The 22391-nt window shown below is 33.4% G+C and carries 24 protein-coding genes; all 24 read right to left on the minus strand.

Features of this window, described 5'->3' with window-relative positions; all coding sequences use genetic code 11:
- Positions 1 to 17: 17 nt before the first annotated feature.
- Positions 18 to 872, minus strand: a complete 855-nt coding sequence (locus tag CA265_01630) for a glycosyl transferase family 2 (GenBank protein ID ARS38449.1) — start codon at positions 870 to 872, stop codon at positions 18 to 20.
- The gene (locus tag CA265_01635) at positions 873 to 2135 is read right to left on the minus strand and encodes a hypothetical protein (protein ARS38450.1); all 1263 of its coding nucleotides are present in this window, start codon (positions 2133 to 2135) and stop codon (positions 873 to 875) included.
- Positions 2128 to 3540, minus strand: coding sequence for a hypothetical protein (locus CA265_01640; protein ARS38451.1), 1413 nt, complete (start codon positions 3538 to 3540; stop codon positions 2128 to 2130). The genes CA265_01635 and CA265_01640 overlap by 8 nt, the downstream gene beginning before the upstream one ends.
- Positions 3530 to 4774: a hypothetical protein gene (locus CA265_01645; GenBank protein ID ARS38452.1), complete on the minus strand. Its 1245-nt coding sequence runs from the start codon at positions 4772 to 4774 to the stop codon at positions 3530 to 3532. Before CA265_01645 ends, CA265_01640 begins: the two co-directional genes overlap by 11 nt.
- A 37-nt stretch (positions 4775 to 4811) precedes the next feature.
- A complete protein-coding gene (locus CA265_01650; GenBank protein ARS38453.1) occupies positions 4812 to 6101 on the minus strand; it encodes a hypothetical protein in 1290 nt (429 codons plus the stop codon).
- The gene (locus tag CA265_01655; GenBank protein ARS38454.1) at positions 6102 to 7235 is read right to left on the minus strand and encodes a hypothetical protein; all 1134 of its coding nucleotides are present in this window, start codon (positions 7233 to 7235) and stop codon (positions 6102 to 6104) included.
- Positions 7235 to 8089 (minus strand): hypothetical protein, encoded by an 855-nt coding sequence (locus CA265_01660; GenBank protein ID ARS38455.1) that lies wholly within the window; start codon positions 8087 to 8089, stop codon positions 7235 to 7237. Before CA265_01660 ends, CA265_01655 begins: the two co-directional genes overlap by 1 nt.
- Before the next feature lie 127 nt (positions 8090 to 8216).
- The gene (locus CA265_01665) at positions 8217 to 9266 is read right to left on the minus strand and encodes a hypothetical protein (protein ARS38456.1); all 1050 of its coding nucleotides are present in this window, start codon (positions 9264 to 9266) and stop codon (positions 8217 to 8219) included.
- Positions 9223 to 9891 (minus strand): hypothetical protein, encoded by a 669-nt coding sequence (locus CA265_01670; GenBank protein ARS38457.1) that lies wholly within the window; start codon positions 9889 to 9891, stop codon positions 9223 to 9225. The genes CA265_01665 and CA265_01670 overlap by 44 nt, the downstream gene beginning before the upstream one ends.
- Positions 9892 to 9895: 4 nt before the next feature.
- On the minus strand, positions 9896 to 10876 hold the full coding sequence (locus CA265_01675) for a hypothetical protein (protein ARS38458.1): 981 nt from the start codon (positions 10874 to 10876) through the stop codon (positions 9896 to 9898).
- Complete coding sequence (locus tag CA265_01680) at positions 10839 to 11804, minus strand: hypothetical protein (protein ID ARS38459.1); 966 nt, start codon at positions 11802 to 11804, stop codon at positions 10839 to 10841. Before CA265_01680 ends, CA265_01675 begins: the two co-directional genes overlap by 38 nt.
- A gap of 3 nt (positions 11805 to 11807) precedes the next feature.
- Positions 11808 to 12692: a hypothetical protein gene (locus tag CA265_01685; protein ID ARS38460.1), complete on the minus strand. Its 885-nt coding sequence runs from the start codon at positions 12690 to 12692 to the stop codon at positions 11808 to 11810.
- Entirely contained in the window at positions 12689 to 13444 is a 756-nt protein-coding gene (locus CA265_01690; GenBank protein ID ARS38461.1) for a hypothetical protein, read from the minus strand. Before CA265_01690 ends, CA265_01685 begins: the two co-directional genes overlap by 4 nt.
- On the minus strand, positions 13444 to 14313 hold the full coding sequence (locus CA265_01695; protein ID ARS38462.1) for a hypothetical protein: 870 nt from the start codon (positions 14311 to 14313) through the stop codon (positions 13444 to 13446). The genes CA265_01690 and CA265_01695 overlap by 1 nt, the downstream gene beginning before the upstream one ends.
- Positions 14314 to 14351: 38 nt before the next feature.
- Positions 14352 to 15185, minus strand: coding sequence for a hypothetical protein (locus tag CA265_01700; GenBank protein ARS38463.1), 834 nt, complete (start codon positions 15183 to 15185; stop codon positions 14352 to 14354).
- A 124-nt stretch (positions 15186 to 15309) separates the two neighbouring features.
- Positions 15310 to 16293 (minus strand): hypothetical protein, encoded by a 984-nt coding sequence (locus CA265_01705; GenBank protein ARS38464.1) that lies wholly within the window; start codon positions 16291 to 16293, stop codon positions 15310 to 15312.
- A gap of 2 nt (positions 16294 to 16295) precedes the next feature.
- Positions 16296 to 17306, minus strand: a complete 1011-nt coding sequence (locus CA265_01710) for a hypothetical protein (GenBank protein ARS38465.1) — start codon at positions 17304 to 17306, stop codon at positions 16296 to 16298.
- Between the two features lie 2 nt (positions 17307 to 17308).
- Positions 17309 to 18058 carry a hypothetical protein gene (locus tag CA265_01715; protein ID ARS38466.1) on the minus strand — a complete coding sequence of 250 codons (750 nt, stop codon included), beginning with the start codon at positions 18056 to 18058 and terminating at the stop codon, positions 17309 to 17311.
- A complete protein-coding gene (locus tag CA265_01720; GenBank protein ARS38467.1) occupies positions 18051 to 18716 on the minus strand; it encodes a hypothetical protein in 666 nt (221 codons plus the stop codon). Before CA265_01720 ends, CA265_01715 begins: the two co-directional genes overlap by 8 nt.
- Positions 18716 to 19597: a hypothetical protein gene (locus CA265_01725; GenBank protein ARS38468.1), complete on the minus strand. Its 882-nt coding sequence runs from the start codon at positions 19595 to 19597 to the stop codon at positions 18716 to 18718. The genes CA265_01720 and CA265_01725 overlap by 1 nt, the downstream gene beginning before the upstream one ends.
- Positions 19590 to 20585: a hypothetical protein gene (locus CA265_01730; GenBank protein ARS38469.1), complete on the minus strand. Its 996-nt coding sequence runs from the start codon at positions 20583 to 20585 to the stop codon at positions 19590 to 19592. The genes CA265_01725 and CA265_01730 overlap by 8 nt, the downstream gene beginning before the upstream one ends.
- Entirely contained in the window at positions 20582 to 20932 is a 351-nt protein-coding gene (locus tag CA265_01735; GenBank protein ID ARS38470.1) for a hypothetical protein, read from the minus strand. The genes CA265_01730 and CA265_01735 overlap by 4 nt, the downstream gene beginning before the upstream one ends.
- A 110-nt stretch (positions 20933 to 21042) precedes the next feature.
- Positions 21043 to 21492, minus strand: a complete 450-nt coding sequence (locus CA265_01740; protein ARS38471.1) for a hypothetical protein — start codon at positions 21490 to 21492, stop codon at positions 21043 to 21045.
- On the minus strand, positions 21489 to 22388 hold the full coding sequence (locus CA265_01745; GenBank protein ID ARS38472.1) for a hypothetical protein: 900 nt from the start codon (positions 22386 to 22388) through the stop codon (positions 21489 to 21491). Before CA265_01745 ends, CA265_01740 begins: the two co-directional genes overlap by 4 nt.
- Positions 22389 to 22391: the final 3 nt, after the last annotated feature.

A 22391-nucleotide genomic window follows, 5' to 3' on the forward strand; every position in this document is an offset into this window, starting at 1 on the left:
TATCGGCATTTATAAATTTAACTTCTGTTTTTTTGAATGACTTTAATTTTTTTATCTACCAGTTTTCTAAACCAGAAACCTTGAAGATAATGGAATTTGATACCTGTGGCGCCCTCAAATATACCGAGTTTAAAAAACATCCGGTAACTAAAGTAAAGATAGGGGCGAAATCCAAGAGGGAGTTTCCACCACAATTGTTTTAACCATGCCCGTTTTTCGTCAGGGCTGCCCAATAGGTTGGGCTTTAAACTTTGTGTACGCAGCTTTAACATCCTTTCTACTTCTTCCTGCGCAACCAGATCACTGTAGCGTTCGTGTTTAGCTTTCCAAAAGGTTATATCGTTTTCTTTTAAGTTTTCTTCTAAAATCCATCCTTTTTTCCAGATTTCGGTTTTCCCCGGTACAATAAAACGGTGATCCATATTCTCGTTCAGATCAGAAAAACCGACCCCAGTCCTGAACATTTTTAAAAGGTAAAAGGGATAGAAGGTGCCAAACCTGATCCAGCTTCCCTGAAAGAAATTTTTGCGGTTAAAGTAAATACCATTAACATCAGCGTGGTCTTCCTCTTTAAAGTTGGCCAGCATTTCGAACAGCTCAGGGGTAACTGTTTGATCCGCATCGAGGCCAATCGTCCATGGTGTTTCTACTTTAAAATTTTTTAAGGCAAAATCCCATTGTTTTGGGTGATTTATAAAAGGATTTTGTTTTACCTCAGCGCCATAGTGCTCGGCAATTTTCAAGGTTTCATCAGTGCTTCCACTATCTAAAATAAATACCTTGGCATTTAGTTTTTTAATCGATTCCAGTAATCTGGGCAGATGTATCTGCTCATTAAAGGTTAATATGATAAAACTAAAATTTTGATTCATTTAAGGATTAATTGCTGATGGAGTAGCTAAAATTTCTTCGTAAAAGTCGACGTATTGTTTAGCCAAAACATCATCGTTAAAATCAGTATTGATTTGTAATGGAGCAGTCGTCCTGATTGCCTTTCTTTTTTCAATATCCAGCTGGGCCGAAATTATTCCGGTTTTGATCTCTTCAATGTTTAGCCCCGTGATCCATCCCAGGTTTTTATCTGCCACATAATCAGCAAGACCAACAAATTTGCTGATCAACACAGGTGTGCCCACGCTTAAACTTTCAACCACCACATTAGCGAAATTTTCGTTATAAGAGGTGAGCACAGTTAAATCATGAGCGGCCATTAAGTTAAACTTCTCCTCATTACTGATCAGTCCGAGCCAATTAATTCGTGCGCTAAGTTTTAGCTTTTCAGCCTTGTCTTTTAAACCTTGTATATATTCTTCCTGCCCTGTGCCTCCAATAGTTAATCTCCATGGAATATCGACAAGAGTTAAGGCGTCAAAAAGTAATTCAAGCCCTTTCTTCTCTTCAATACGGGAGAGGAAGAGTAAGCGAAATATGTCATTAGTTGATATCTGAAAACTGGAAGTTGAAAACTGAAAACTGACCAAATTAGGAATGACTTTGATGCTTTTTGGCGTAATTATTTTAAGGATATCTGTCTTCTCCTGTTCGCTAGTGGCGTGAATATGGCAATATTTTAATAACTGTTTACCCAGTAAGTTGTGAATGATTTTTTTCGAAAAGGAATTCCGGTTACCAAATGTATAAGAGGTGAGCATTCCACGCGGTGACAAAAGCACGGGGACTTTATACCATCTGGCCACTAAACAGCTTAATACCGAAACCAAATTCCACCAGGCATGAATGTGGATAATGAGTTTGGCGTTTGGGGTTTGGCGTTTAGTATTACTGTCATTCTGAGCCTGTCGACGGATCTCTTTCCTTAGTCTCAGTAACAATCCCGGCGAAAAATGACTGTGATCTTTTGACCAGCGTTTAAAATATGTAACCTTTACACCCTCAACCAGTACAGGTTTACCTATTGCCACATCGAGCTCATTTGTTCCATTTGCCGTTGTCGTTAATATCTGCACATCATTAATGCCTAACTCCTCACCGCTCACCGCTAACCCAATTAAGGCTTCGCACAACTTCCCAACACTCTGTATAGGCCCGCCGTAAATGTACGCAGGTTTGTAAGAAGCAGTAATGTGAATAATTTTCAATGTAAATTCTTTAAAACAACTAACCCTCTTAATCAAACACAGGCTTCAATACCTTTATGGTTCTGAGCAGGTAAAACAGGAACCACATAATTACATAACCCCAAAAAATATTATTGAACATAAATTCGAAGTTATTTCCCCGCCAAAGGCCTTGAAAAATACTGTTAAACATAATTACACAGCCCAGTTCGTAGCCACCGAATAAACTTTCAGCTAAATCAGAAAAATGTTGGACCATCATTCCATATAAGAGCATGAAAAACAATACCCCAACAATCCCCCAACTTAAATAGGCATCAACAATTGGGCGGGTTTTAGCTGAAACTGTCGACAGAGGATGTGCAACACCGGCATCATAAACGCGTTGCATCGAAACTGTTTCCATATTGGGTTTCCCTGACCAAAAAATCCGGGGTATGAGTCCTTCCAAAGAATTTTCAACTATTTCCCAATCATAATAAGGATGATGGTCAGGTACATAGTCTACAAATTGAGTAAACATCTCAATCTCACTCAGCCTTTTGGTAAGGAAGCCCCAGTTAGTATCCTCAATTTGTTCCTCGTTTTTAGACTCAAGGTTTTCAAAAGCTTGGTTTTGTGCTTCCTCCGCACTTACTTCTCCACCCCAGCTCTGTCTTACAGTGTTATTATAAGTTGGTAGGAAATAAAGTAATATGTAAGCGACAGGAATGCTCAAATAAAGTATGGCCTTTTTATAATAGGGAAAAAATACACAAGCTATAAGGATCACATTGATAATGATTGGTTCTTTATATCCGGATAGAGAGGCATGTATAAAATTAAGGATGAAAATAGTAGCCCCTATACTAAGATATCTGATATTTTTTGCCGTAAATCCCTTAACGAATAGTACGGCTGCGCATGAAATTCCGATAATGGTAAGGGGAAGAGAAATTTGACTAAGTCCGGAAAAACGTTGGCAGATTGAACCAATCCCGAAAACAATAATACTGAGCCAGATTAAAAAATCATCATTTTCAAAAGTTTTAGCACTTTTAATTATGATGGTATTCTTTCTTACCAATAGCATGCCTGCAACCAACGCAGCATGTCCCAATAAACTCATCCGTTGGCAACTGGCAATGAGTGAGGTTTGTTCACTTTCTTTAAATTGTGCGCCATAATTAACTTCTGTTAGATACCGGTAACCTAAATGATCCATAAAGTAAAATATAGATGTAGTACACATAAAGCCTGCAAAAATCAGCTGCGTTAAAAAGATGGGTCGCATAATTTGCTTATGGATGGGTAAGTCCTTATTAATAATTGCAGCTGGTGACAAAATGGTAGTATAAAAGATAAAGAGTGAACCAAACCAGGCTACAAAATAAGATATGATCGGACTATTTACCAATAAATAGGAAATTAATACCGGGAAGAATAAAGTTAATATAAGTCTGGTAGGATTGTTATTTTGCATCAATGTTATTATTAATCGTATTAACAATTGCTTCTAACTGTTTTTCAAACGACCAGTTTTGAATTATTTGCTGGGATGCTACTCCCATTTGTGCTAATTTTTCTTTATCATCTGTTAATGTGCTCAATTTATTAATCAGATCTTCAATATTTCCTGATTTGAATATTTCTCCATTTACAGATGTTTTGACCAGATCTATTGCGCAGCCAACCATAGTTGATACCAGAACAGCCTTTCCAGCTGCCATCGCCTCATTAACAGCTAAACCCCAGGTTTCAGCAGGTCCTTGAGAAGGTAAACAGAATAGATCACAGGCCTGATATACGACTGGCATTGTACTTTGATTTTGAAAATCCATAAAATGAATTCTTCTTTTGATACCGTCATTCAGAGTATAGTCTAAGGAGGGCTTAGTTTTCATTTTCTCCGCTAATCCCTCGCTGCTAATTCCTAAACACTCAACCTTCGATTTCAAATTTTCCTCTAGTACTCCATTTCCTACAAAAAGCAAATGCGTGGTTTTTACATCCATTTTTATAAACGCATTCAATAAAAGTTCTGGATTTTTTTTTTGCTCAAGTTTGCCTGCGAACAGGATAAGTATTTCTTCAGGTCTGATACCCAGTGTTTTTCTGAATTGTTCTGCCTCCATAGAACGGTTTTCTGCAAAACGCTTATTATCAACGGAATGAGGAGCAAAGATTAACTGATGATCTTTAATGCCAAATTTTTTATAATAAGCCTTATTTGCCATTCCAACGTAAAGTGCCTTATCAATATGCCGATAAAGCCATTTTAGAAAAAAATACCTTAAATATTTTTTGAAATTATTATTGCCCTCATCGAGCAAATTAGAATCACCTCTAAACCAAATTGGGATTTTATTTTTGAAATAGCGCATTGCCGATAGGTGGCCATGATAAGCCCATCCATAAATTAAAATAATATCAGGATCGAATTTGTTAATGTTATTAATCAGGCTGGGATTAACAATTCCCTTATAGCTATGCGAACCTGGATCTTTAGACGTATTGGTTACAAGCTCATAAGCATAATCATTTAATAAAGGAATATCCCACTTAATTTCTCTTTTAAAATTAGGATCAAAATAGCTAAGGGCTTTATCTTTTCCGATAGTATAAAAAACCTTTAACTCACATACTTTAGCCAATAGCACAAAGAAAGGTGAATAATATTGTATAGGATGTGTTATAATAATGGCTAACCTTTTCAATTAAAAACTTCGTTAAAATAGAGATGTATTGTTATGGTTAATTGTTAATTACTTGATTAAACAATTCGCACTGACTTTTACACATGTTTTCGGCAGAATATAGATTAATGTTGTCCCAATTTACTTCATTTTTTTTTCGCTGACCGCCAGCAACACGCAAAATATACTGGTAAACCTGTTCTGTTAAATCTTTCATTTCTAAACCTAAGGGAATAACTATTCCGGCATTATTGTCAGCTATAATTTGATAAGCGCTGCTTTTCACATTAAAAAACGCTAAAAGCGGCCGCTCAGCTAAAATATAAGGAAATATTTTTGATGCAGTGTATTGTGGGTCGTTCGAACCAATGATCAATAAATGATCTGCTTCTAGCAATGAATAAATACCCTGATAAAAGGAGATGCGATCGGTCTGCTCATGCACATATTCTAAAACTCCCATTTCAAGAGCAATAGGCATAATGCTAGGAATGCCTTGTCCATTAGGTGCATAACTTGTGCCAATAAAATGAAACCGGATCTTATCAAAGATTTCAGGCTGCTTAGCTAGCCCTTTTTTAAATGCGGTAAATAACAGTTTTAAAGAATCTTTCATATCTGCTCCCCCTCTGCCAATATACACGAAATTGAAAATACCATTTTCTTTAAGATAAGGTAGATCAAAAGAATCATAATTTTCTTTAACCAGATCAAAATCCGGTTTGAAAAATCCAAAAGTTATTACCTTTTTCGGAAGGTGGGTTAAGCGGGGGTAACGTACGGTTAAGGTGTCTAAATAGCTTTGAGAAACACTGATTAAACCGCCTACTCTTTTCATGGCTATGGGTTCTAGAAATTTATTTAATCTATATGAGAACCAATGTTTAGAAGGTCTTTGGTTTTTAGGTTTATCCTGGTAGTAATTAGAATGCCAGGGGTCCTGCATATCAATAACGTAAGGAACGCCGTACTTTTTTTTCCAATAATTGCCCAAAACCAAAACTGGAAATTGCGTAGTAGAAAAATAGATTAGGTCAAAGCACTCTTTTTCTAAAATCTGATTAACTTTTTTCCAATAAAAATATAATGATCTTAAGGCAATGCTTCCTAAACCGAATTTACCTGTCCAACTTTTTTGCCAGGCGCTAACAGTATGTATTTTTATCTTTCTTGGTATTGAATTGAGCAGAAGATTTTCTTTTACAAGATCAGCAAAGTTAGCATTCACCGTTACAATTTCAGCAGTCCAACCGTAATTCTCGAAGTAAGGTAGGCTCATTCTTACCCGCTGCATATCGGGTGCATTACATGGTGGGAAATAAGGAGAAATAATAAGAACTTTTTTCAATTATATAAAAGGATTGCCTGTTAATAGAGCCCTCAGCTTTTTGCCCTGCTGTAATGCGGTAGGGGTACTTTGTTTTATTTTGTTGATTTCAATGGCTAAGGTATTATAATGAATTGAATCGGATTCAAGTTTTAACATTTCATTGGCGAATTCAATAGGAGTATTTCCAGTTTCGATCAAACTTCCTTCTTGCCAAACGTATCCTCTTTTACCCGCAATTGTGGTAATAATTGGTATTTGCCATTCTATAGCTTTAGCTAGTTTCATGGATGCACCCCTGGAATAATAAAAGATTGGATTAATAAAATATTTCCAGTTTTTAACTTCAAGCAATAACTCATCATCTTTTAATCCACCCAGGTATTTTACAAATGAATATTTCGCTTCCAGATTTTTTCCAATATGGATGGGTTGTCCAACAATTCTAATTTCCGAATTTATTCCTGTTTTTTTTAAAAGATCAAAAAGCTGGGTTAAAGCCAAAATATTTGGCGTGTGGTTGAGGGTGCCAACATACCCAAATATATTTTTTGTGGGGTTTCTAATTATATTTTCTTCTTTATTTATAAGTCTTGATATATAAAATGGATTATTGATACCCAACCACTTTTCGATAGCACTTTCTTCTTCAGACATTGTACAAACCAGATCAACATAGTTTTTCCTGTATAGAGATTCTGTATAAAGATTTAACCCTAATTTAATTTTACCAAAAAAAGCATAAAACCGGTTAAAAATTGAATTAGGATTGGTCAAATTTCCCAAAAGATCTCCACTTTCGTTACCATGAGACATGATAATAATTTTAGGGATAGTTTGGAGCTGAAATTCTTTAATCAACTTAGAAAAACGAAGTAATTCTGACTTATTTATAAAAACATGAGAAATTTTGTTGTTTTCTAGTACGGCTTTTAATTGTTGCTTGTAATGATGAGGCTGATAGCTCAAATAATTATCGAGATTTAATTTATAAAGGATTCTGAACAATATTGATTTGCTATGCCTCACCTTAAAAAAATGAAGTTCGTCAACCGTATTTTTAATAATTGATAAAAACTCTTTAGAGCAAATTTGGACTCCACCTGCGATTTCAGCGTTTAAATCAACTTCATTATATAAAAATAAACCTATCATTATTTATGAAGTGTATTGGCTAATGATGTGTAAATATGATAATATTCTTGTGCACATTTTTCGAGTGTAAGATTTTCTAAAATATAATCAAGTGGTTTAAACTGATTTTCGTTTTTTTTGGAAACAAATTCTAAAAGTTTTACTTCAAATTCTTCAATTTTTTTAAATTTTACACCACATCTATTATCCCAATAGGGGACAGAACTTACAGGGCCGAATTTAACTTTCTCGGGATAATAGTATGGATCCAGCCAAAAATCTTGTTGGTCGTATGCTAAAATGGGTGTATTGGTAGCCAAAATCTGTTGATAAGCCAGACCCTGGGTTTCGTGTTCGCATAAAAAAATTACAGCCTTACTTTTAGCCAGTTTTTCTAACAAATCTTCATGCTTGTACTCACCATAAACGATAGATGTAAAAGTTAAGTTGTTTTTTGTTAAGGTTTGTTCTATTGGTTCAACAAGTTGTTCTTTGAAATGTGTTTTCTGCCAGCGTATTTTATTATAAATTAAAAAATCATACTTAAATTTTTCCTTTATTTTGGGATTCCATTTTTCCGTATCTATGCCCACAGGCCAGGTTTTTACTTTTGCTCCATAATAAGGCTCAAACATTTTCCTCATCCAATCTCCCGGAACAAGCACTTCTTTAATGTTACTATATTTTTGTAATAAATCAGGAGATTCAATAGCATGTGAAAATATACTTGCTCCGAATAAAATTGGATTTTTAAACTTTTTCTCAAATATTAAATGAGATTTACCAATTACTCCTATTAATTCATGAGGATGTTTCCTTGCATAGCTATAATCATTGAATCGATATGGTATTTTTAGCTTATCCAGGCCCTTCATCAATTCCAAAGCGACCATCATTTGACCGCCAGGTTTATGTTTCCCTCTTATTATACGTCTAATTAGTTGACGAGGATATCTGTCGTATTTAATCCAGCGGTCTGAGTTTGGTTCAGAATAAAAAATATTAATAGCTGGCATAATTAGGGTCTGTTAACATTTTTGCTTTCTTATGATAGCTGATTTTTTTTGACTTTTCTGCAAAATATTTTTCAATAAATAAGTAAAATATATAGGCAATTATAATGCAGATCATAAACGACAATAAGAACAAAATGACATGAAAATTGGGATTAATGCCGATTGATTTAACAAGAAAATAACTAATCAAGGGTAAAAAGGACCAATGTGAGATATATAGCGAATAAGATATTTTCCCAAAGAAATCGGTTATTCTATTTAGAAACGATGCAAAAGCCAGATAAAATGCTGACATTATTCCAACCAGTGCAAACATTGTACTGATTTGAAATTTTAGCAGGATCCCTAAGGCAAGGATGGCAATTATATACTCATTTCTATTTATTTTATTTATCTTAAAATAAAATGTAACAATCCCCATTACGAAATAAGTAACCCACCTGGGTAAAAAATCCATACTATGGCTTATCAAATTAAGACTTAAAATTGCAGAAATTGTAAATAGTATCACCCATCTGTTTTTATGTATAAGCAGGGGAAATATGAAGGCAATAATAAGATAGTATTGAAATTCTATTGCTAAGGTCCAGAAAACACTGGATATCCATTTTTCATGTGTGAATGGGATTAAATAGGCAACATGTAAAAGGAGATTATTAAAGCTAATGACGTTTGATCTGTTTAGTGAAAAATTAATGATTAAGGTAATGGCAATCATCACTAAATATGGAGGATCGATTCTTAAGATGCGTTTCCATAAAAATAAGCCAATGTTTTTTAGTTCATATCCTGCAGCAAACATGGAGTATGGTATGATGAATCCCGAAATGACAAAAAATACTTCAACACCCAAATACATCTTTTGCATAGCCAGGTATAGAAAAGGGATTTTAGGGTAAAACATCCAAATATGATGAAGTAAGACAAGACAAGCAGCAAAACCCCTTAGGGTCTGTACAGCGTTCAAATACGGTATTTGTGATTTTGTCACACTATTTAATATCAGCTTCCATTTTCTTTTTGGCAACAAGGCCATAGCTCATCCCACAGGCCATAGGTGACCTAAGCTCTAAATATCTTTTTGCTAACCGTTTAAAAATTCTAAATGGATTTTTAATTAGATTCCTGTCGAAAAGAGCGGTTTTTCCATCAAGCATGTTCCATTGTTCAATTACAAAACCATTATCAGTTAATAATCGCTCAATAACATGGGGCCAGGGTGTAAACACATGATGGTTTAATTCTAAATCTGCAACTGTAAAACAGGGCATTTTTCCCTCTGCAAATAAGGTAAATCTCGATTCGCTCCAAAAAGGGTTTGGTGTGGTTAATATTAGCTTTCCGCCCGGTTTTAATACTTTGGCTAAGTTTGATAAACAATTCCATGGATTTGTTAAGTGTTCAACAACTTCTAATAATAACACATAATCAGCGCTATTAGATAGTTCAGGTAGTTCATTATTAATATTCCATGTTTTTATAGAAGTTATTTCGGGTGCCATATCAAATCCCTGATATTTGATCTTTTTTGTAATGGAGCTTGTAATTATACTATCTTTTGCGCCTATATCGAATACAACTGGCTCAACTTCTGTAAGGTTATTGATAAATGATGAGGCCCATTGATAACGGTTTAAACTTAATGTTTCATTAATCACCATAACTTTAAAATAAGGCTTTAATTGAGCGGTTTAGGTTTAATAACTGATGTGTAAGCTTAAAACCAAAAAATGTATATAGTTTTCCAATGTTATCTTTTCTGTTGATACTAAAATCCGGGTTCAACTCTTTTGCCCAGTTAATCATTGCGATGGATGTTTTTAAATCGCTTCGGGCAATCCATTCTGCTAAAGAAAAAAGACTTTCGCTAGTTGCAATTTTTCTTGAAACTGTCAGGTCATTTGTTTCACTCAACCTCATTATTATTTTTTTATAAATGTTTAAGTGTTGATAATTTGCTGCTTGAGAAGATAAGCCATTATAGCTATTATTCATCTGGTTATGGTGTTTAACCCAATAACCAGCGCAACCTGATAAATAGGCGATTCGTGGATTTAACAGCCCATATTCTAAAATAAACATTCTGTCTTCCCGCAATGCAAAATCTGGTCGGCGGGGAACAAGTTTAACCCAGTCGGTTTTAAATAACATTCCTAAAAAATGGCTGCCGTAAGTATTACCCAATTGAACAGTTAAAAAATCATCCCAGTTGACATCAGCATGTTCAATTATCCTGCCCGTTTCTTGGAAATAATCATCAACCCTATTACAAACCAAATCTGCATTTTTCAATTCAGCTTCTTTAAATTGAAGATCAATGATTCCATCTGCAAGAAAATCATCGCTATCTAAAAAACGTATATATTTCCCTCTGGCAATATTAGTCCCGGTATTAACAGCATAAGTCTGGCCTTGATTTTTTTGATTGATCTTAACAATATCATTTTGAGTTTGCAGCCATTCCCATGTTTCATCAGTACTTCCGTCATCAACAACAATAATTTCAATCTTACAAAAGTTCTTCCTGCAACTTTCAATAGCCCTTGGTAAAGACCAGAATCGGTTATAGGTAGGTATAATTATCGAAACATCAACCATGGATAAACTTTTAAAGTCGTTCTGATTTTTTAATTGTATTTGTACCAAATAATAACCTATATAAAGGTCTTAGCATACTTTTGCCAAAGATTTTAATTCGCTCACCATATTCAATTTTAATGATAGTGAAAAAATTAGAGATGGGATTAAGTTTATTCTCCATTTTTAATTTTAATCTTAACACTTCTCTTTCATAAGGATAATGTTGCGTGTAATAACCTAAAAAATGAACGATTAGTGGCGTTACTGTAGTGAACGGATACCAGTTTTGGTGCAGTGGACTAGGTGCAGGAGGATTAATTAAATACCTCGAGCCATTAATTAAATCAATTTTGTAACCTCCAGGACAAGCTTGTGGATCGCTCATTATTGTCCCATCATCAGGTATTGTATGCATTCCATTGAGTTGCATGGCTAAAGCCATTATTACTTCATCGTTGGGTTTGTTTCTTAATCTTTTAAAGCCAATAGCATCATATTCTTTTTCTAATCGGCGCGCATCTTCATATACTTTAGATGCATTTTGACCTTTTTCTAAATAATATATGCCGCCATTAAATTTTGGAAGACAAGGGACATTAAATTTTTTACAGATGGATTTAATATCTCCAAACCATTCACCCTCATTAATATATCCGCCAATTACACTTACATCCTTACCTTTAAATCTATCAAAGATCCCATCTATATTGCCAAATATTAAACAATCACTATCAATAAACAAAGTTTGTCCGGACGGGGCTAATTTATCTAAATGCAATTTCGTTGAAAATCCCTCGCCCAATTCTCCAGATTTTATTTTTATGATTTGTATATACTCAAGAATGTCTTTCGGAATTAAACTGGCTTGGTCGGTAACCATATAGAATTTAATGGTTGTGTGCTTGTTCCAGTAAAAAAAGGAACGGGCTAAGTTTACAGCAAGGCTTATATATAAGCTTTTACCGGTTGCAATTGTTATGATGTTTTTATTCAAGCGTTATTTTTTGAGTAATCCAATTCGCATAAAAAACGCATCTCGCCAAAATAAATGTCGTACGGGGCCAATGTAGTGCCTGGCAATGGGGTTGTTTTTATTTGGAAAAAAATGATATTGATCTTTCAGGCTAATTTGGAATTCTTGTTCGTCCATTCCGAAGCCTCCGCAAATTTTGTTTAAATATGAAAAAATAGTTTGCTCGGAAAAATGATTTGATTCTTTTGCAACCAGTGGTAATATTCTCGCCAGATTTTCTTCAATGGTCTTAGTTGTTAATTTATACAACAAAATGCCGGCGCAAAAATAGGGCGGACTATTTAATATGGATAAATTCCCTCTTTCTACCAAAGCCTGATCGTAAGCAGGTTGAAAATCATAAGATAAGCTAAGTGATATTTGATCATTGGCCAGCATCTCATTAATCAGATGTTTTGGGTCGCCAAACCATAGTACATCCGTGTCACAATACAATACAGGCTTGCCCTGAGCGGCTGTCTGTAATATTGCAGCGAGCTTTAAGCCCATTGGATTCATTTTTGCGAAAGATACTAAATCTTGATTTTCTTTATGAAAGGAAATACAGTCATTGGCGCTGATGATGTTTATCGAAGTTTGTTGCTGCCAATTTAAAACTTTATAACATTCTTCAGGACTTAAATTATTATCAGTAAAAATGAAAATAGATGGAATATCCCTGAAATTTTTAATGATGCTGTTCAAAGTTTCCCGAAGCATTGATAGCTGTGCTTTTCCAACTAATATTGTTAAATTAAAGTCTTGATCCTGAACTTTATTCTTTCTAATAGCTAAGCTGTATTGTTCTATTATTTTCTTGTAAACAAGTGGTAATCTAAAAACCAGGCTATTTTTAATTCTTCGAATCATGAACGGATTTTCCTTCCCAGATAAATATGAAAACTTTTTAAAAGTTGTAGAAAGGGATGTATAACAGCTAGCCTGAAAAATTGATTTCCATTTAATTTAATGAGTTTTGTGTTGATAAATAAAACTTCCCGCCAGTCTTGATTTGAGATTTTTAATGTGAAAAAATGATTTTTCTTTAATTTACTAACCATTCTTTTTACACTTGTTACATCATGGTTGAGAAAGTCATGAAATTCAACAGATATCTGCGCAATTTTAGTTAATGTTTGGGCAGATAAATCATCTAACATTGCAATTTCTGCGCCTTCAATATCTATTTTAACAAGGTCGATCTGTTTTTGGATATTGAGTTTTTCAATTAAGCTGTCAAAGGTTATTCCTGATACGATTTCATGATTTTCCGTTCCCCACACTCCGGCAATATTCTTGTCCATACTGTTCGCTTCATTATTACTCGAAAGATAAAAAGTTACATCATCATTTGTATTTCCCAGCGCATAGTTGTACACATCAACATTGTTAATTTTTGGGAGTACTTGAAATAATGATAAGGATGCTTCTACTGCGATATAATGACCTCCAAATCTTTGTTGCATATTGCGGTAAAAATTACCTTTGTTGGCGCCAAGGTCAAAAATCAAGCTGTTTTGATTAATTTTTTCTCTTAAGATATAATGCGAACTCACCTCAATAATTTTAGCCTTATTTAAATTTGAAACCAATAATTTGTTGATTAATGAAAATAGGCTCATTAAGATTTGAATTTTTTTAGTTTAGCGGTATAGATTCTGAAAGCAAAATCGTAGGCTTCTCTATCTTTAAAAAGCTTTACACTTAGTAGCAGTGTAGCATACCAAAGTTTTAATAAAATATTAACTTTATTTTTGTAAGTTATTTTTTTATCGGATCCAAAGCCTGATATATAGCTTTTCTGATTTTCTGAATCATTGTCTTCAAGTGAGTTAATCATATGGAATTTTCGATTAGTACTTTCCAGTGCACCCAGATGGATGGCATGAGGGATGGGCCCGGAATCCATTAATGCAAACGGAAAATTATTTTGAATCAGATAATCTGAAATAAATGTTTCAAATCCATAGGTTGTTGTTTTATCAGATTTGGGAAAATCTATCATTTGCTTAATTGCATCAACTATATACTGCGTGCGGCATAATGAAGGAGAAACCGATAACCCATATTCGGGCAAGTAAAACTCATCAAAATAATGCTTTAGCATCTGTTCCTCTTTCAAGGGTTCAATTTTTGTTAAAAAAATGGTCGACCAGTTTTTATGTTTGGTTAACACATCCACTATCCGGTTAAGATTTACCGGCTGGTTAAAATAATAATCGTCTTCTAACCAAAAAAAGAAATCAGTTTTAATACAGTTAAGCGCATTAATAATGTTAAAAACATATCCCTTTCTTTTAAAGTTTTGAACAATCAGATCTGGTTTAATACTTCGTATTACGTTCTCATCTATTACCCCATCAACGGCTAAAATTGTTTGCGAAAACGTATAATCACAATTTTGTATAAAACTTTCATAACACTTTGGGAGAAGATGTTCCTTGCCCTCACATGTAAAAATTACTAAAGTAGTCTGATTTGGAGTAATCATGTTTTATCTTAATGATTTTGAGATATTACTTTTCATCATTAGCTTAGGGGCTTTTTGAAAAAGCTGTTATTTAGGTTAATCTTAACTGAATTATGAATGGCTAGTATATTTTGATATCTAAAAATCTCATGAGATGAGGTATATTCTCCCAATGGATATAAATGACCTGAAGCCATAATCCTAAAGAAAGAATAGTTTGGTAAAGTGTTATAAAAGTCTTTCATAAAGCTTTTTGAAATGATATTAAATTCATTAAATTCAAATTGAATTAGCTTTACAACATCCTTTCTAATGGTTTCAATGGCACCCCTTAGCACTTTTAATTCATGACCCTCAACATCAATTTTTAAATAATCGATGGAAAGAATTTTATTCTCTGTACAATAGTGATCAATTGTAATAAACTTACATCTTGTTGGTTCGATCTCTGTTTCTTTAAATTGTTGAAATATCGACCCTAGCGCTTCAGGATAAAGGGTTGCCATTGCGCTATTTTCATTATCTAAACTGATAAAAAGTTCGAGCTCTTCGGCTTTTTCCCCGAAGCCACAATTGTTTAAAATAATATTTGGATGGTCTACATGCTGTTTAAGCTGTAGAAAAGTTACTAAAACTGGTTCAAATGAGTGTATTTTAGCATTCGGAAACTTAACATTTAGCATTTTTGTATACTCTCCAATATTCGCACCAACATCAAATATTATACTTGGCGTATTACCTAATAGTTTAGCAATAACAACATCGGCAACAAAGAATTCTCCAGATTGATAACAATTATGACCAGCACCAGCTTGAACATGTGCATGTGCCAATAAATCAACGTTCATCATCTTCAATGTTTTTACCAGTAATCTTTCTACAGTTTTTTTCATTTAAATAATTGCGTGAGCTTAAATACCAACTTCTAAACTTCTTAAGCTAAAAATTAATAAAGGTTCGAGATTTCGTTTGCCTACTGTTAAACCCAACAGATGAAAGGTGAAAATTATTAAATTGTTATTTATTAAAATTTTTAAGGTAGCTAATCCAGGCAGCGGTTTTCCAACCAAATAGTTTTGAAACTATTTTATAAAAAGGGGTATGCTGGTAATAATTTTTAGGGATCGAAGCTAAATTATCTGCTTCTCTCATTGCCTGGTTTGCAATTTTTATTGATCTAGGGTAGGCTGCAAGTGCAACTTCACCAAAGTACCTGCTAATTGCTTTTTTTGCTCCAACGCTATCGATTTTGCTTAAAAGGTGGTTTTTCTTTAAAGTTATGCTATTGAAAAAACTAGTTAAAGCTCGAATGTTTTTTTTACTACTTAAGCTGTTTTTTTGCTTTCTGTAGTAAGCAATAGCTTGAGGCGCATATTTAATTTCTACTGCATTTAAAACAACTCTGCAAAAATACTCTCCATCATCATTATAGCTTAGGTCTTCATTCCAAAAACCAGCTTTATTTATAACCTCACGAGGTGTTAACCAGGCATGTATAGTAATCATTCCTCCATAATTTGGACCTATTAAATCACCGCCATACAATTTTATTAAAAAATCAGGCATATTGGATGAGCCTTCTTGGTACCATTCATGATTTAGTTGATTTGCGTAGGGGCTTGTTCCATGTTGGAAATACACCGTGGGGCCTATAGCTAACTTTTCGGTATTGTTATTTAGTAATTTTACCTGTGATTCTATTTTATTTAAAGAAAGTAAATCATCAGCATCTAAAAACTGGATATAATGGCCTTTTGCATTTTTTAAGCCAAGATTTCTGGCTGCAGATGCTCCTTTATTTGATTGTTGAAGAATAATTACATGCTCGCACTCAAATTTCTTAGCAATTTGTAAGGAATCATCTGTCGAACCATCATCAACTATGATTATTTCGATCTTTTTCCAGGTTTGATTAAGGGCACAATTAATGGTCTCTGCTATATATAATTCTGAATTATACATAGGGATAATGATAGAAACAAGTGGTTGATTGGTGATCAATATTATTTGCGATTAAATATGGTCATCCAATGTTCTTTATTAGTGGTTCCCATATCAACAGTATTGTTTTTAAACCAGGGTTGCCTTAAATATGTGGCATACAAATCTTGATTTTTATCTATCTCGATAACGCTGTCAATTACTTCTGAAAAATCCAGGTTATTGAATTGTAGTTTCATTTTTAAATTTCTTCCCTGGATTTTTATTTTTCTTATCGCTTTCTGCATGAATCCATTATGTGTAGCAGGCCGGTAATCGGTAAAACTTTGCTGGGATAAACGTTCCAGTGTTTTAACCATAATGCCAGTTTTTTTTTCTAGATAATCGGAAACATTAACGAAACTATCAGTATTAAAGATTTTGTTAATATTAGGGTCCCCACAATATATTGGCAAACTATTGCAAAGCATAGCATCATATAATTTTTCGGTTTGATAACCGGGATAAACATAATTTTCAAAGGCAATGGTAAATTTATAAGGAGATAAAAATTGCCTTTTAATGTCCCAAATGCCTCCGGTAAACTGATTATCTATTGATGGCATATTGTTCATCGATTTACCCGGTGCATCTACTTTTTTGTATTTCGATAATTGTTTAAAAAATGCTTCACGATAACTCACTTTGTTTGAATAGAGAAAGTTGCAGAAACTGGTTTTTTGACTAATGATTTGATCTATATCATTTTCGGTTAAATGTTTTATTAATTTATTTGGATTTAAGCCATGCCATTGAATCCGATAATATCGTTTATTTCTAATTTCATCCTCTGATGGAATACCAAATGCATAATCACAGATAGAAAAATCGGGTAAGATGTTTTCACAGAAATAGCCAATTCTGATGTATTTACCTGGTTTAGGTATATCATTTCCGTATGGTCCAAATAAAATAAAATCGGGTTGATTAGATTCAACGAAATGAAATTGGTCCATTAATTCAAAAAAAATATCGTCAACTGCATCAGCTAAATTAATTCCGTTTGTGCATTTTATTTTAATTATTTTAGCCAATTTTAATGCGCTTTAAGTATTAATCTAAGGTAGTATTTAACTTTAGCCGCTATAAATATGAGTTTATTATGATGGCGCCATTTATAATTGTAGTAGGCCTTTGCACTTTCCTGAAGTTTAAACTGACTGCGGCTTTTTTCTGAACTCAAAGTTTCACTTCTGATATGTGTGACTTTGGCATTTTTAATTAACCCATGTTTAATAGCATGTTTTTCTAAAGAGAGTCTAAAATCATCATCTGCAAACCAAAAATTAAATTTTTCATCAAACTTTCCAACCTTATTAAAAACTGATCTTTTTACAAGGAAACACCAACCTGTAAATAATACGCCATTTTTATATCCGTAATTGATTTCATCAGGAATTTGGTCTAATTTATCTGCATGAAAATTTGGACAGAACATGCCAACACTGTCTAATCCGTTATCATCCTGCATTGATTTAACAATTGCTGACGCCCAGCCTTTATGAAATATTAAATCATTGTTGCAAAAGCACACTAAATCTTTACTGGTTTCGTCCAGCCCTATATTTAAGTATTTATGAAAACCAAATTTAGTTTCCGGATAAATTGTTTTGGCATTAGGGTACTGATATGGTTTAATGGATGTGCATGATTCAATAACCAAAATCTCAAACTTAATCATTGAGTTGTCTTCCGATTCCAATAAACTCTGTACGGTTTGCCTGGTGAGATCGATTAACCTCTTGCTTTTTCCATTACTAAGAATTATGATATCAATATTAATCATTTAATTGAGCCTGGGTAGCGAACTGTTGAAAAGAAGTATCCTCAAACTTTGTAATTCTTAAAAAACTTAAAATCTTAAAAGGAATTGAAAATTTTTTGGGTACAAACCGGTTGATTCCCTCATGTTTTATGATCTTGAAACCAAGTTTGCTAAAAAGATTAATAATACTTTTACTGGTAAAAAACCTGAGATGTGTATTGTCCATTATACCAGCGTCTTCATATTCAAATTCTCCTTTGTACACTAATCTGTATAGGTAGGGAATATGCCTCATATTGGGAATCGAACTTACAATGTACCCGTTTTTGACTAAAAGACTTTTACAGTTTTCAAGTGTTAAAAAAGGATCTGTCAAATGTTCTAATACATCATTGAAGATGATGCAATCAAAATAATTATTAGGCAAACCATCACACTTATCTAATGTATTGTTAAAGAACTTGTCTATATTTTTTTGTGCAATTGTAGCAAATTTTTTTTCTGGCTCAATTCCCCAATAAATGCAATTTTGTCTTTCTTTTATCAATTTACCAAAAGCACCATTTCCGCAACCAATTTCTAAAATATGTTTGGCATCTAATGGTACAAATGCCATCATTTCACGTCTTTCGTGCTGATAATAGCTTTGGTCTTTATCTTTAATGTTCAGTATCTCCATTATTTAGTAATGAATTGACCGTCGCTTTCTGAGTTGATTTTATTTATACGCTCGTAAAAGTGATTGTAAATTTCAGTCAGATTAATTTCGTGGTAAGTATTTGTATTTGCCGGCTTAGCATAAATTATTTTACCGATGGCAATTTTTATTTTGCTCCAAAAACTAATGCTCTTGTTATCTCCGGGATAACCGTATAAGGCTTGACCAATTTTGGCTTCATTCTGGAGTGTTTTTTTAGAAACTGTAGAAGAAACATTATTTGGTGAGCCGACATTTAGCGCGTTGTAACCAGTATAATAGCTGATATTTACATTCAAAAAGCTCATTCTTAAGCTATATTCCCAGTCAATCATCACAAAAGATGTGTTATATAAACCTATGTAGGGCAAAATGCTTTTTCTCACCAGCATGTGTACATCAGAAAAAGAAAAGCAATTTATTTTTCCGGCTCTCCAGTCTTTGTAGTGCTTAAGTCTGGATGAATTGACATCAATATTATTATAATTTAATATCCCTGACGATAAATCGCTGGATATCACAACATCAACATCAGGATTTTCAAACATATAATCAGCACATTTCCTTATTTCATTATAATCAAAAACATCATCGTCAATGATTTTTTTAAACAGAATCCCCCTGGCCATGAGCATAGCCTTATTCCAGCCATGGGCCTGATTTTTATCTGGTTCTGATATAAATTGATGAATTTTTCCTTCCTTTAAAAGTTCTTGTAAGTATAATGTTGAACCGTCTGTACTATTTGCATCAACAACAACTATTTCCTCATCCGGTAAAACCTTAGCGATAAGCCTTTCCAGATTTATTTTCAGGTAGGGAAGTCTGTTTCTGGTTGAAATAAGATATGACAGTTTAATCATCGAACTTTAGTGTGCTTATATCTTTATACATTTTTTTGATTTGTTTATTATATCTTAAAAATTCAAATCCCAAGATCATCCAGCTTTTAATATGGATGGTTTTAACATCACCTTCCTTATTTTTGATAATATTGTGGAAGTGTAAAAAGCTATACTTTATGGTGCGCGCGAAATATAAGAAGCTTTTTTTTAGCCAGTAAAATTCAGGTAATTTACTTCCATTTAAAACTAAATCATAAACGTGGAGTGGTACAAAAGAATAACTAAAACCAATATGAAGATTTTGTAAGTATTTCCAGGTTAGCCGGTTCGTTGTTAAAAAATGATAGAAGGTTAGTTTTTCTGAGTAAAAAATTTTTCCACCCAATAATTTTACGCGGAGACAAGTTTCGGAGTCTCCTCCTGAAGATAATCTTGTACCAACTCTATCATTTAAAAAAAATGGTATAGCATAAAACTTCGGATTTTTCAAAATGGTTTTCCGAATTCCTAATCCTGCACCATATACCAAACTTACAAACCCTGATTTTACTTCCTGTTTACCAACAGCATAACTTTGGTAAAAATTCTCAAACCAAAATGGCTTATCAGATTCGAAAACAGGATTTCCTTGGCCTCCTAAAATCATAATTTCTTCATCGGCGTCAAAAAGCTGCATGGTATTTATGGCATAATTTTCGTCTAACCAGTTATCATCATCGCAAAAAATCAAATAATCGTATAGTGCAACTTCAATTCCTTTTTCTCTGGCCTTTGTTAAACCTGGTTGAGCTTCAAAAGCTATTCTTAAAGGAAAGGGATTATTGAGTTCTTCCCATAAACTTTTGGCAACTTCTGCCGTATCATCCGATGAATTGTTGTCAACAATAATTACTTCAATTCCTTTTGTGATATTTTGTTTAGCTAAATGAAACAAAGTTTTGGGTAACCTTTTAGCACTATTATAACAACAAACTATTATAGAAACACCTGCGCTATTTTGCATCATGATCTTCGAACAATCTTTTTTGTTGTTAACTTAATGAAAAGATAAAATTGGTGGGGCCAGCTTATTGTAAGGTTTACAAATGCAGTTGCCATAAGAGTTGGAATTCCAGTTCTGTTGAGTGTTAATAATGTTTTTTGCGCGATATATAATGGAGAATTCATGTTTTCTCCGCCAAAATGAAATAAAAGGGGCGATTTTATTTTAAAGTCTTCAGTTTTTCCACTGGTGGGAATAGTTTTTTTAATTTTACCTGTTAGTACGTTTAAATTATTTATTTCATTGGCTTTTGAAAATCCTGCAACAATTAAACCACCATCATCAATCGGTCGTTGTTTATGAGCCGTCATTGAAACTGAAACCAGTTCTTCCTCATTTTTCCAGCCATTCTGTATCCTAACGAAACCATATTCATCGTATTTTTCAGAAAGTTTTCTAGCTTCACTATATATTTTCTTTGTTAATTCAGTTTTTTAAGATAGTACAGCCCGCCATTAAATAAAATAGACTGATCTATATTAAATTGTTTTCTAGCAAATACAGCACCTTCTTCGCCCCAATAGTCTTCAAGTTTAACAGGAGTGCCCAAGACAGTTACATCCATAGAACTGCAGAGGTCAAAAACTGGGCTAAGATCACCAAAGCAAAGCATGTCAGAGTCAATGTAAAGTGTTTCTTCTGTTTTTAAGAAAACATCTAAATAAAGCTTGGTTTCAATAAATAGCTTGGCAATATCGTTTTCAATTTTTATGAAATCTATGGCATCGGTATTTTTCTCTGGAATAATATTAGTACCGACAAATATTTTTAAATCTGGATTATATAACCTGATTGACCTGGCACAATTTATAGCAAAATTTAAATATTTTTTGCTATTGGTTCCTAAAATTAAAACAGAACGATCCTTCATTTATTCTCTGAATTAATATATTCTATTTGCCAGTTAGAAGGGTAAATATCTGGTGGAATTGTTTGCTTGATATGAAAACCAAGAAAATATTTTGGACAATAAATAATCTTATCCGGTTTGGCATTTAAATAGGCACCCCACCAGCTAAACGTGCTATTGCTGGTAATGCAAATATCTGCATTCATCAGGAGCTGAAAATCAATTATTTCATTTTCTGTAGAAATATATTTGTTTTGCACGTAGCCAAATTCATTTTCAATAAATGAAATGTCATCGCCAATAAAAATAAACTGGTAGTTGTTGGCTGATTTCTCTAGTTTATTGATCAGCTGATGATAATATGTTGCAGGAAGTCTTAAATCGGCATTACCCAGGTCTAATATTTCTAAATGCTGATAATCAGTTCTTCTGATATGAACCACAACCGTTTTATAACCCGGCTTATAGATTTTGCTAAAATTATCTTTAAAATCATTAAGGTATTTTTTTTTGATTTTTAACAAGTTTTTAATTTCTCTTTTGTGTGGTTCGAAATATAATTCTGATTGAAAATAACCCTCAAATGATCTGTGATTATTTATCGTTTTAATCGCATTGAGGTAAGGTTCGTCAAATGGTATAAATTGGCTGTTTGTTTTGAAAAAGCCATCAATGAATTTATAGAATGATCTTCGAAAATGATGATTAAAGATGTTTTTAAATCCTTTTATGGAGAAAAGATAAGTATCTAGTAGATGAAAGGGGCCCGTGCTGATATCAAAAAACTCTATCAGGGAGCACCGTTCAACTTTTTGATTTAAGCAATAATTGGTTTTTTTTTGTTTTGAGATATGGTAAGCAAAGGCAAATTGAAATAACTGATTACCTAAACGTCCATTTAAAACAACATTAATCATAAA

The sequence above is a fragment of the Sphingobacteriaceae bacterium GW460-11-11-14-LB5 genome, from assembly GCA_002151545.1.
GTDB lineage: Bacteria > Bacteroidota > Bacteroidia > Sphingobacteriales > Sphingobacteriaceae > Pedobacter.

What these genes read in the sequence shown, in the direction of transcription:
- CA265_01685 (ARS38460.1), bottom strand. Translation starts at nt 12,692, where the DNA reads ATGATTCGAAGAATTAAAAATAGCCTGGTTTTTAGATTACCACTTGTT.
- CA265_01740 (ARS38471.1), bottom strand. Translation starts at nt 21,492, where the DNA reads ATGAAGGATCGTTCTGTTTTAATTTTAGGAACCAATAGCAAAAAATAT.
- CA265_01725 (ARS38468.1), bottom strand. Translation starts at nt 19,597, where the DNA reads ATGATTAAACTGTCATATCTTATTTCAACCAGAAACAGACTTCCCTAC.
- CA265_01735 (ARS38470.1), bottom strand. Translation starts at nt 20,932, where the DNA reads ATGACGGCTCATAAACAACGACCGATTGATGATGGTGGTTTAATTGTT.
- CA265_01690 (ARS38461.1), bottom strand. Translation starts at nt 13,444, where the DNA reads ATGAGCCTATTTTCATTAATCAACAAATTATTGGTTTCAAATTTAAAT.
- CA265_01655 (ARS38454.1), bottom strand. Translation starts at nt 7,235, where the DNA reads ATGATAGGTTTATTTTTATATAATGAAGTTGATTTAAACGCTGAAATC.
- CA265_01640 (ARS38451.1), bottom strand. Translation starts at nt 3,540, where the DNA reads ATGCAAAATAACAATCCTACCAGACTTATATTAACTTTATTCTTCCCG.
- CA265_01720 (ARS38467.1), bottom strand. Translation starts at nt 18,716, where the DNA reads ATGGAGATACTGAACATTAAAGATAAAGACCAAAGCTATTATCAGCAC.
- CA265_01695 (ARS38462.1), bottom strand. Translation starts at nt 14,313, where the DNA reads ATGATTACTCCAAATCAGACTACTTTAGTAATTTTTACATGTGAGGGC.
- CA265_01730 (ARS38469.1), bottom strand. Translation starts at nt 20,585, where the DNA reads ATGATGCAAAATAGCGCAGGTGTTTCTATAATAGTTTGTTGTTATAAT.
- CA265_01630 (ARS38449.1), bottom strand. Translation starts at nt 872, where the DNA reads ATGAATCAAAATTTTAGTTTTATCATATTAACCTTTAATGAGCAGATA.
- CA265_01670 (ARS38457.1), bottom strand. Translation starts at nt 9,891, where the DNA reads ATGGTGATTAATGAAACATTAAGTTTAAACCGTTATCAATGGGCCTCA.
- CA265_01660 (ARS38455.1), bottom strand. Translation starts at nt 8,089, where the DNA reads ATGAAGGGCCTGGATAAGCTAAAAATACCATATCGATTCAATGATTAT.
- CA265_01715 (ARS38466.1), bottom strand. Translation starts at nt 18,058, where the DNA reads ATGATTAATATTGATATCATAATTCTTAGTAATGGAAAAAGCAAGAGG.
- CA265_01700 (ARS38463.1), bottom strand. Translation starts at nt 15,185, where the DNA reads ATGAAAAAAACTGTAGAAAGATTACTGGTAAAAACATTGAAGATGATG.
- CA265_01665 (ARS38456.1), bottom strand. Translation starts at nt 9,266, where the DNA reads ATGGCCTTGTTGCCAAAAAGAAAATGGAAGCTGATATTAAATAGTGTG.
- CA265_01745 (ARS38472.1), bottom strand. Translation starts at nt 22,388, where the DNA reads ATGATTAATGTTGTTTTAAATGGACGTTTAGGTAATCAGTTATTTCAA.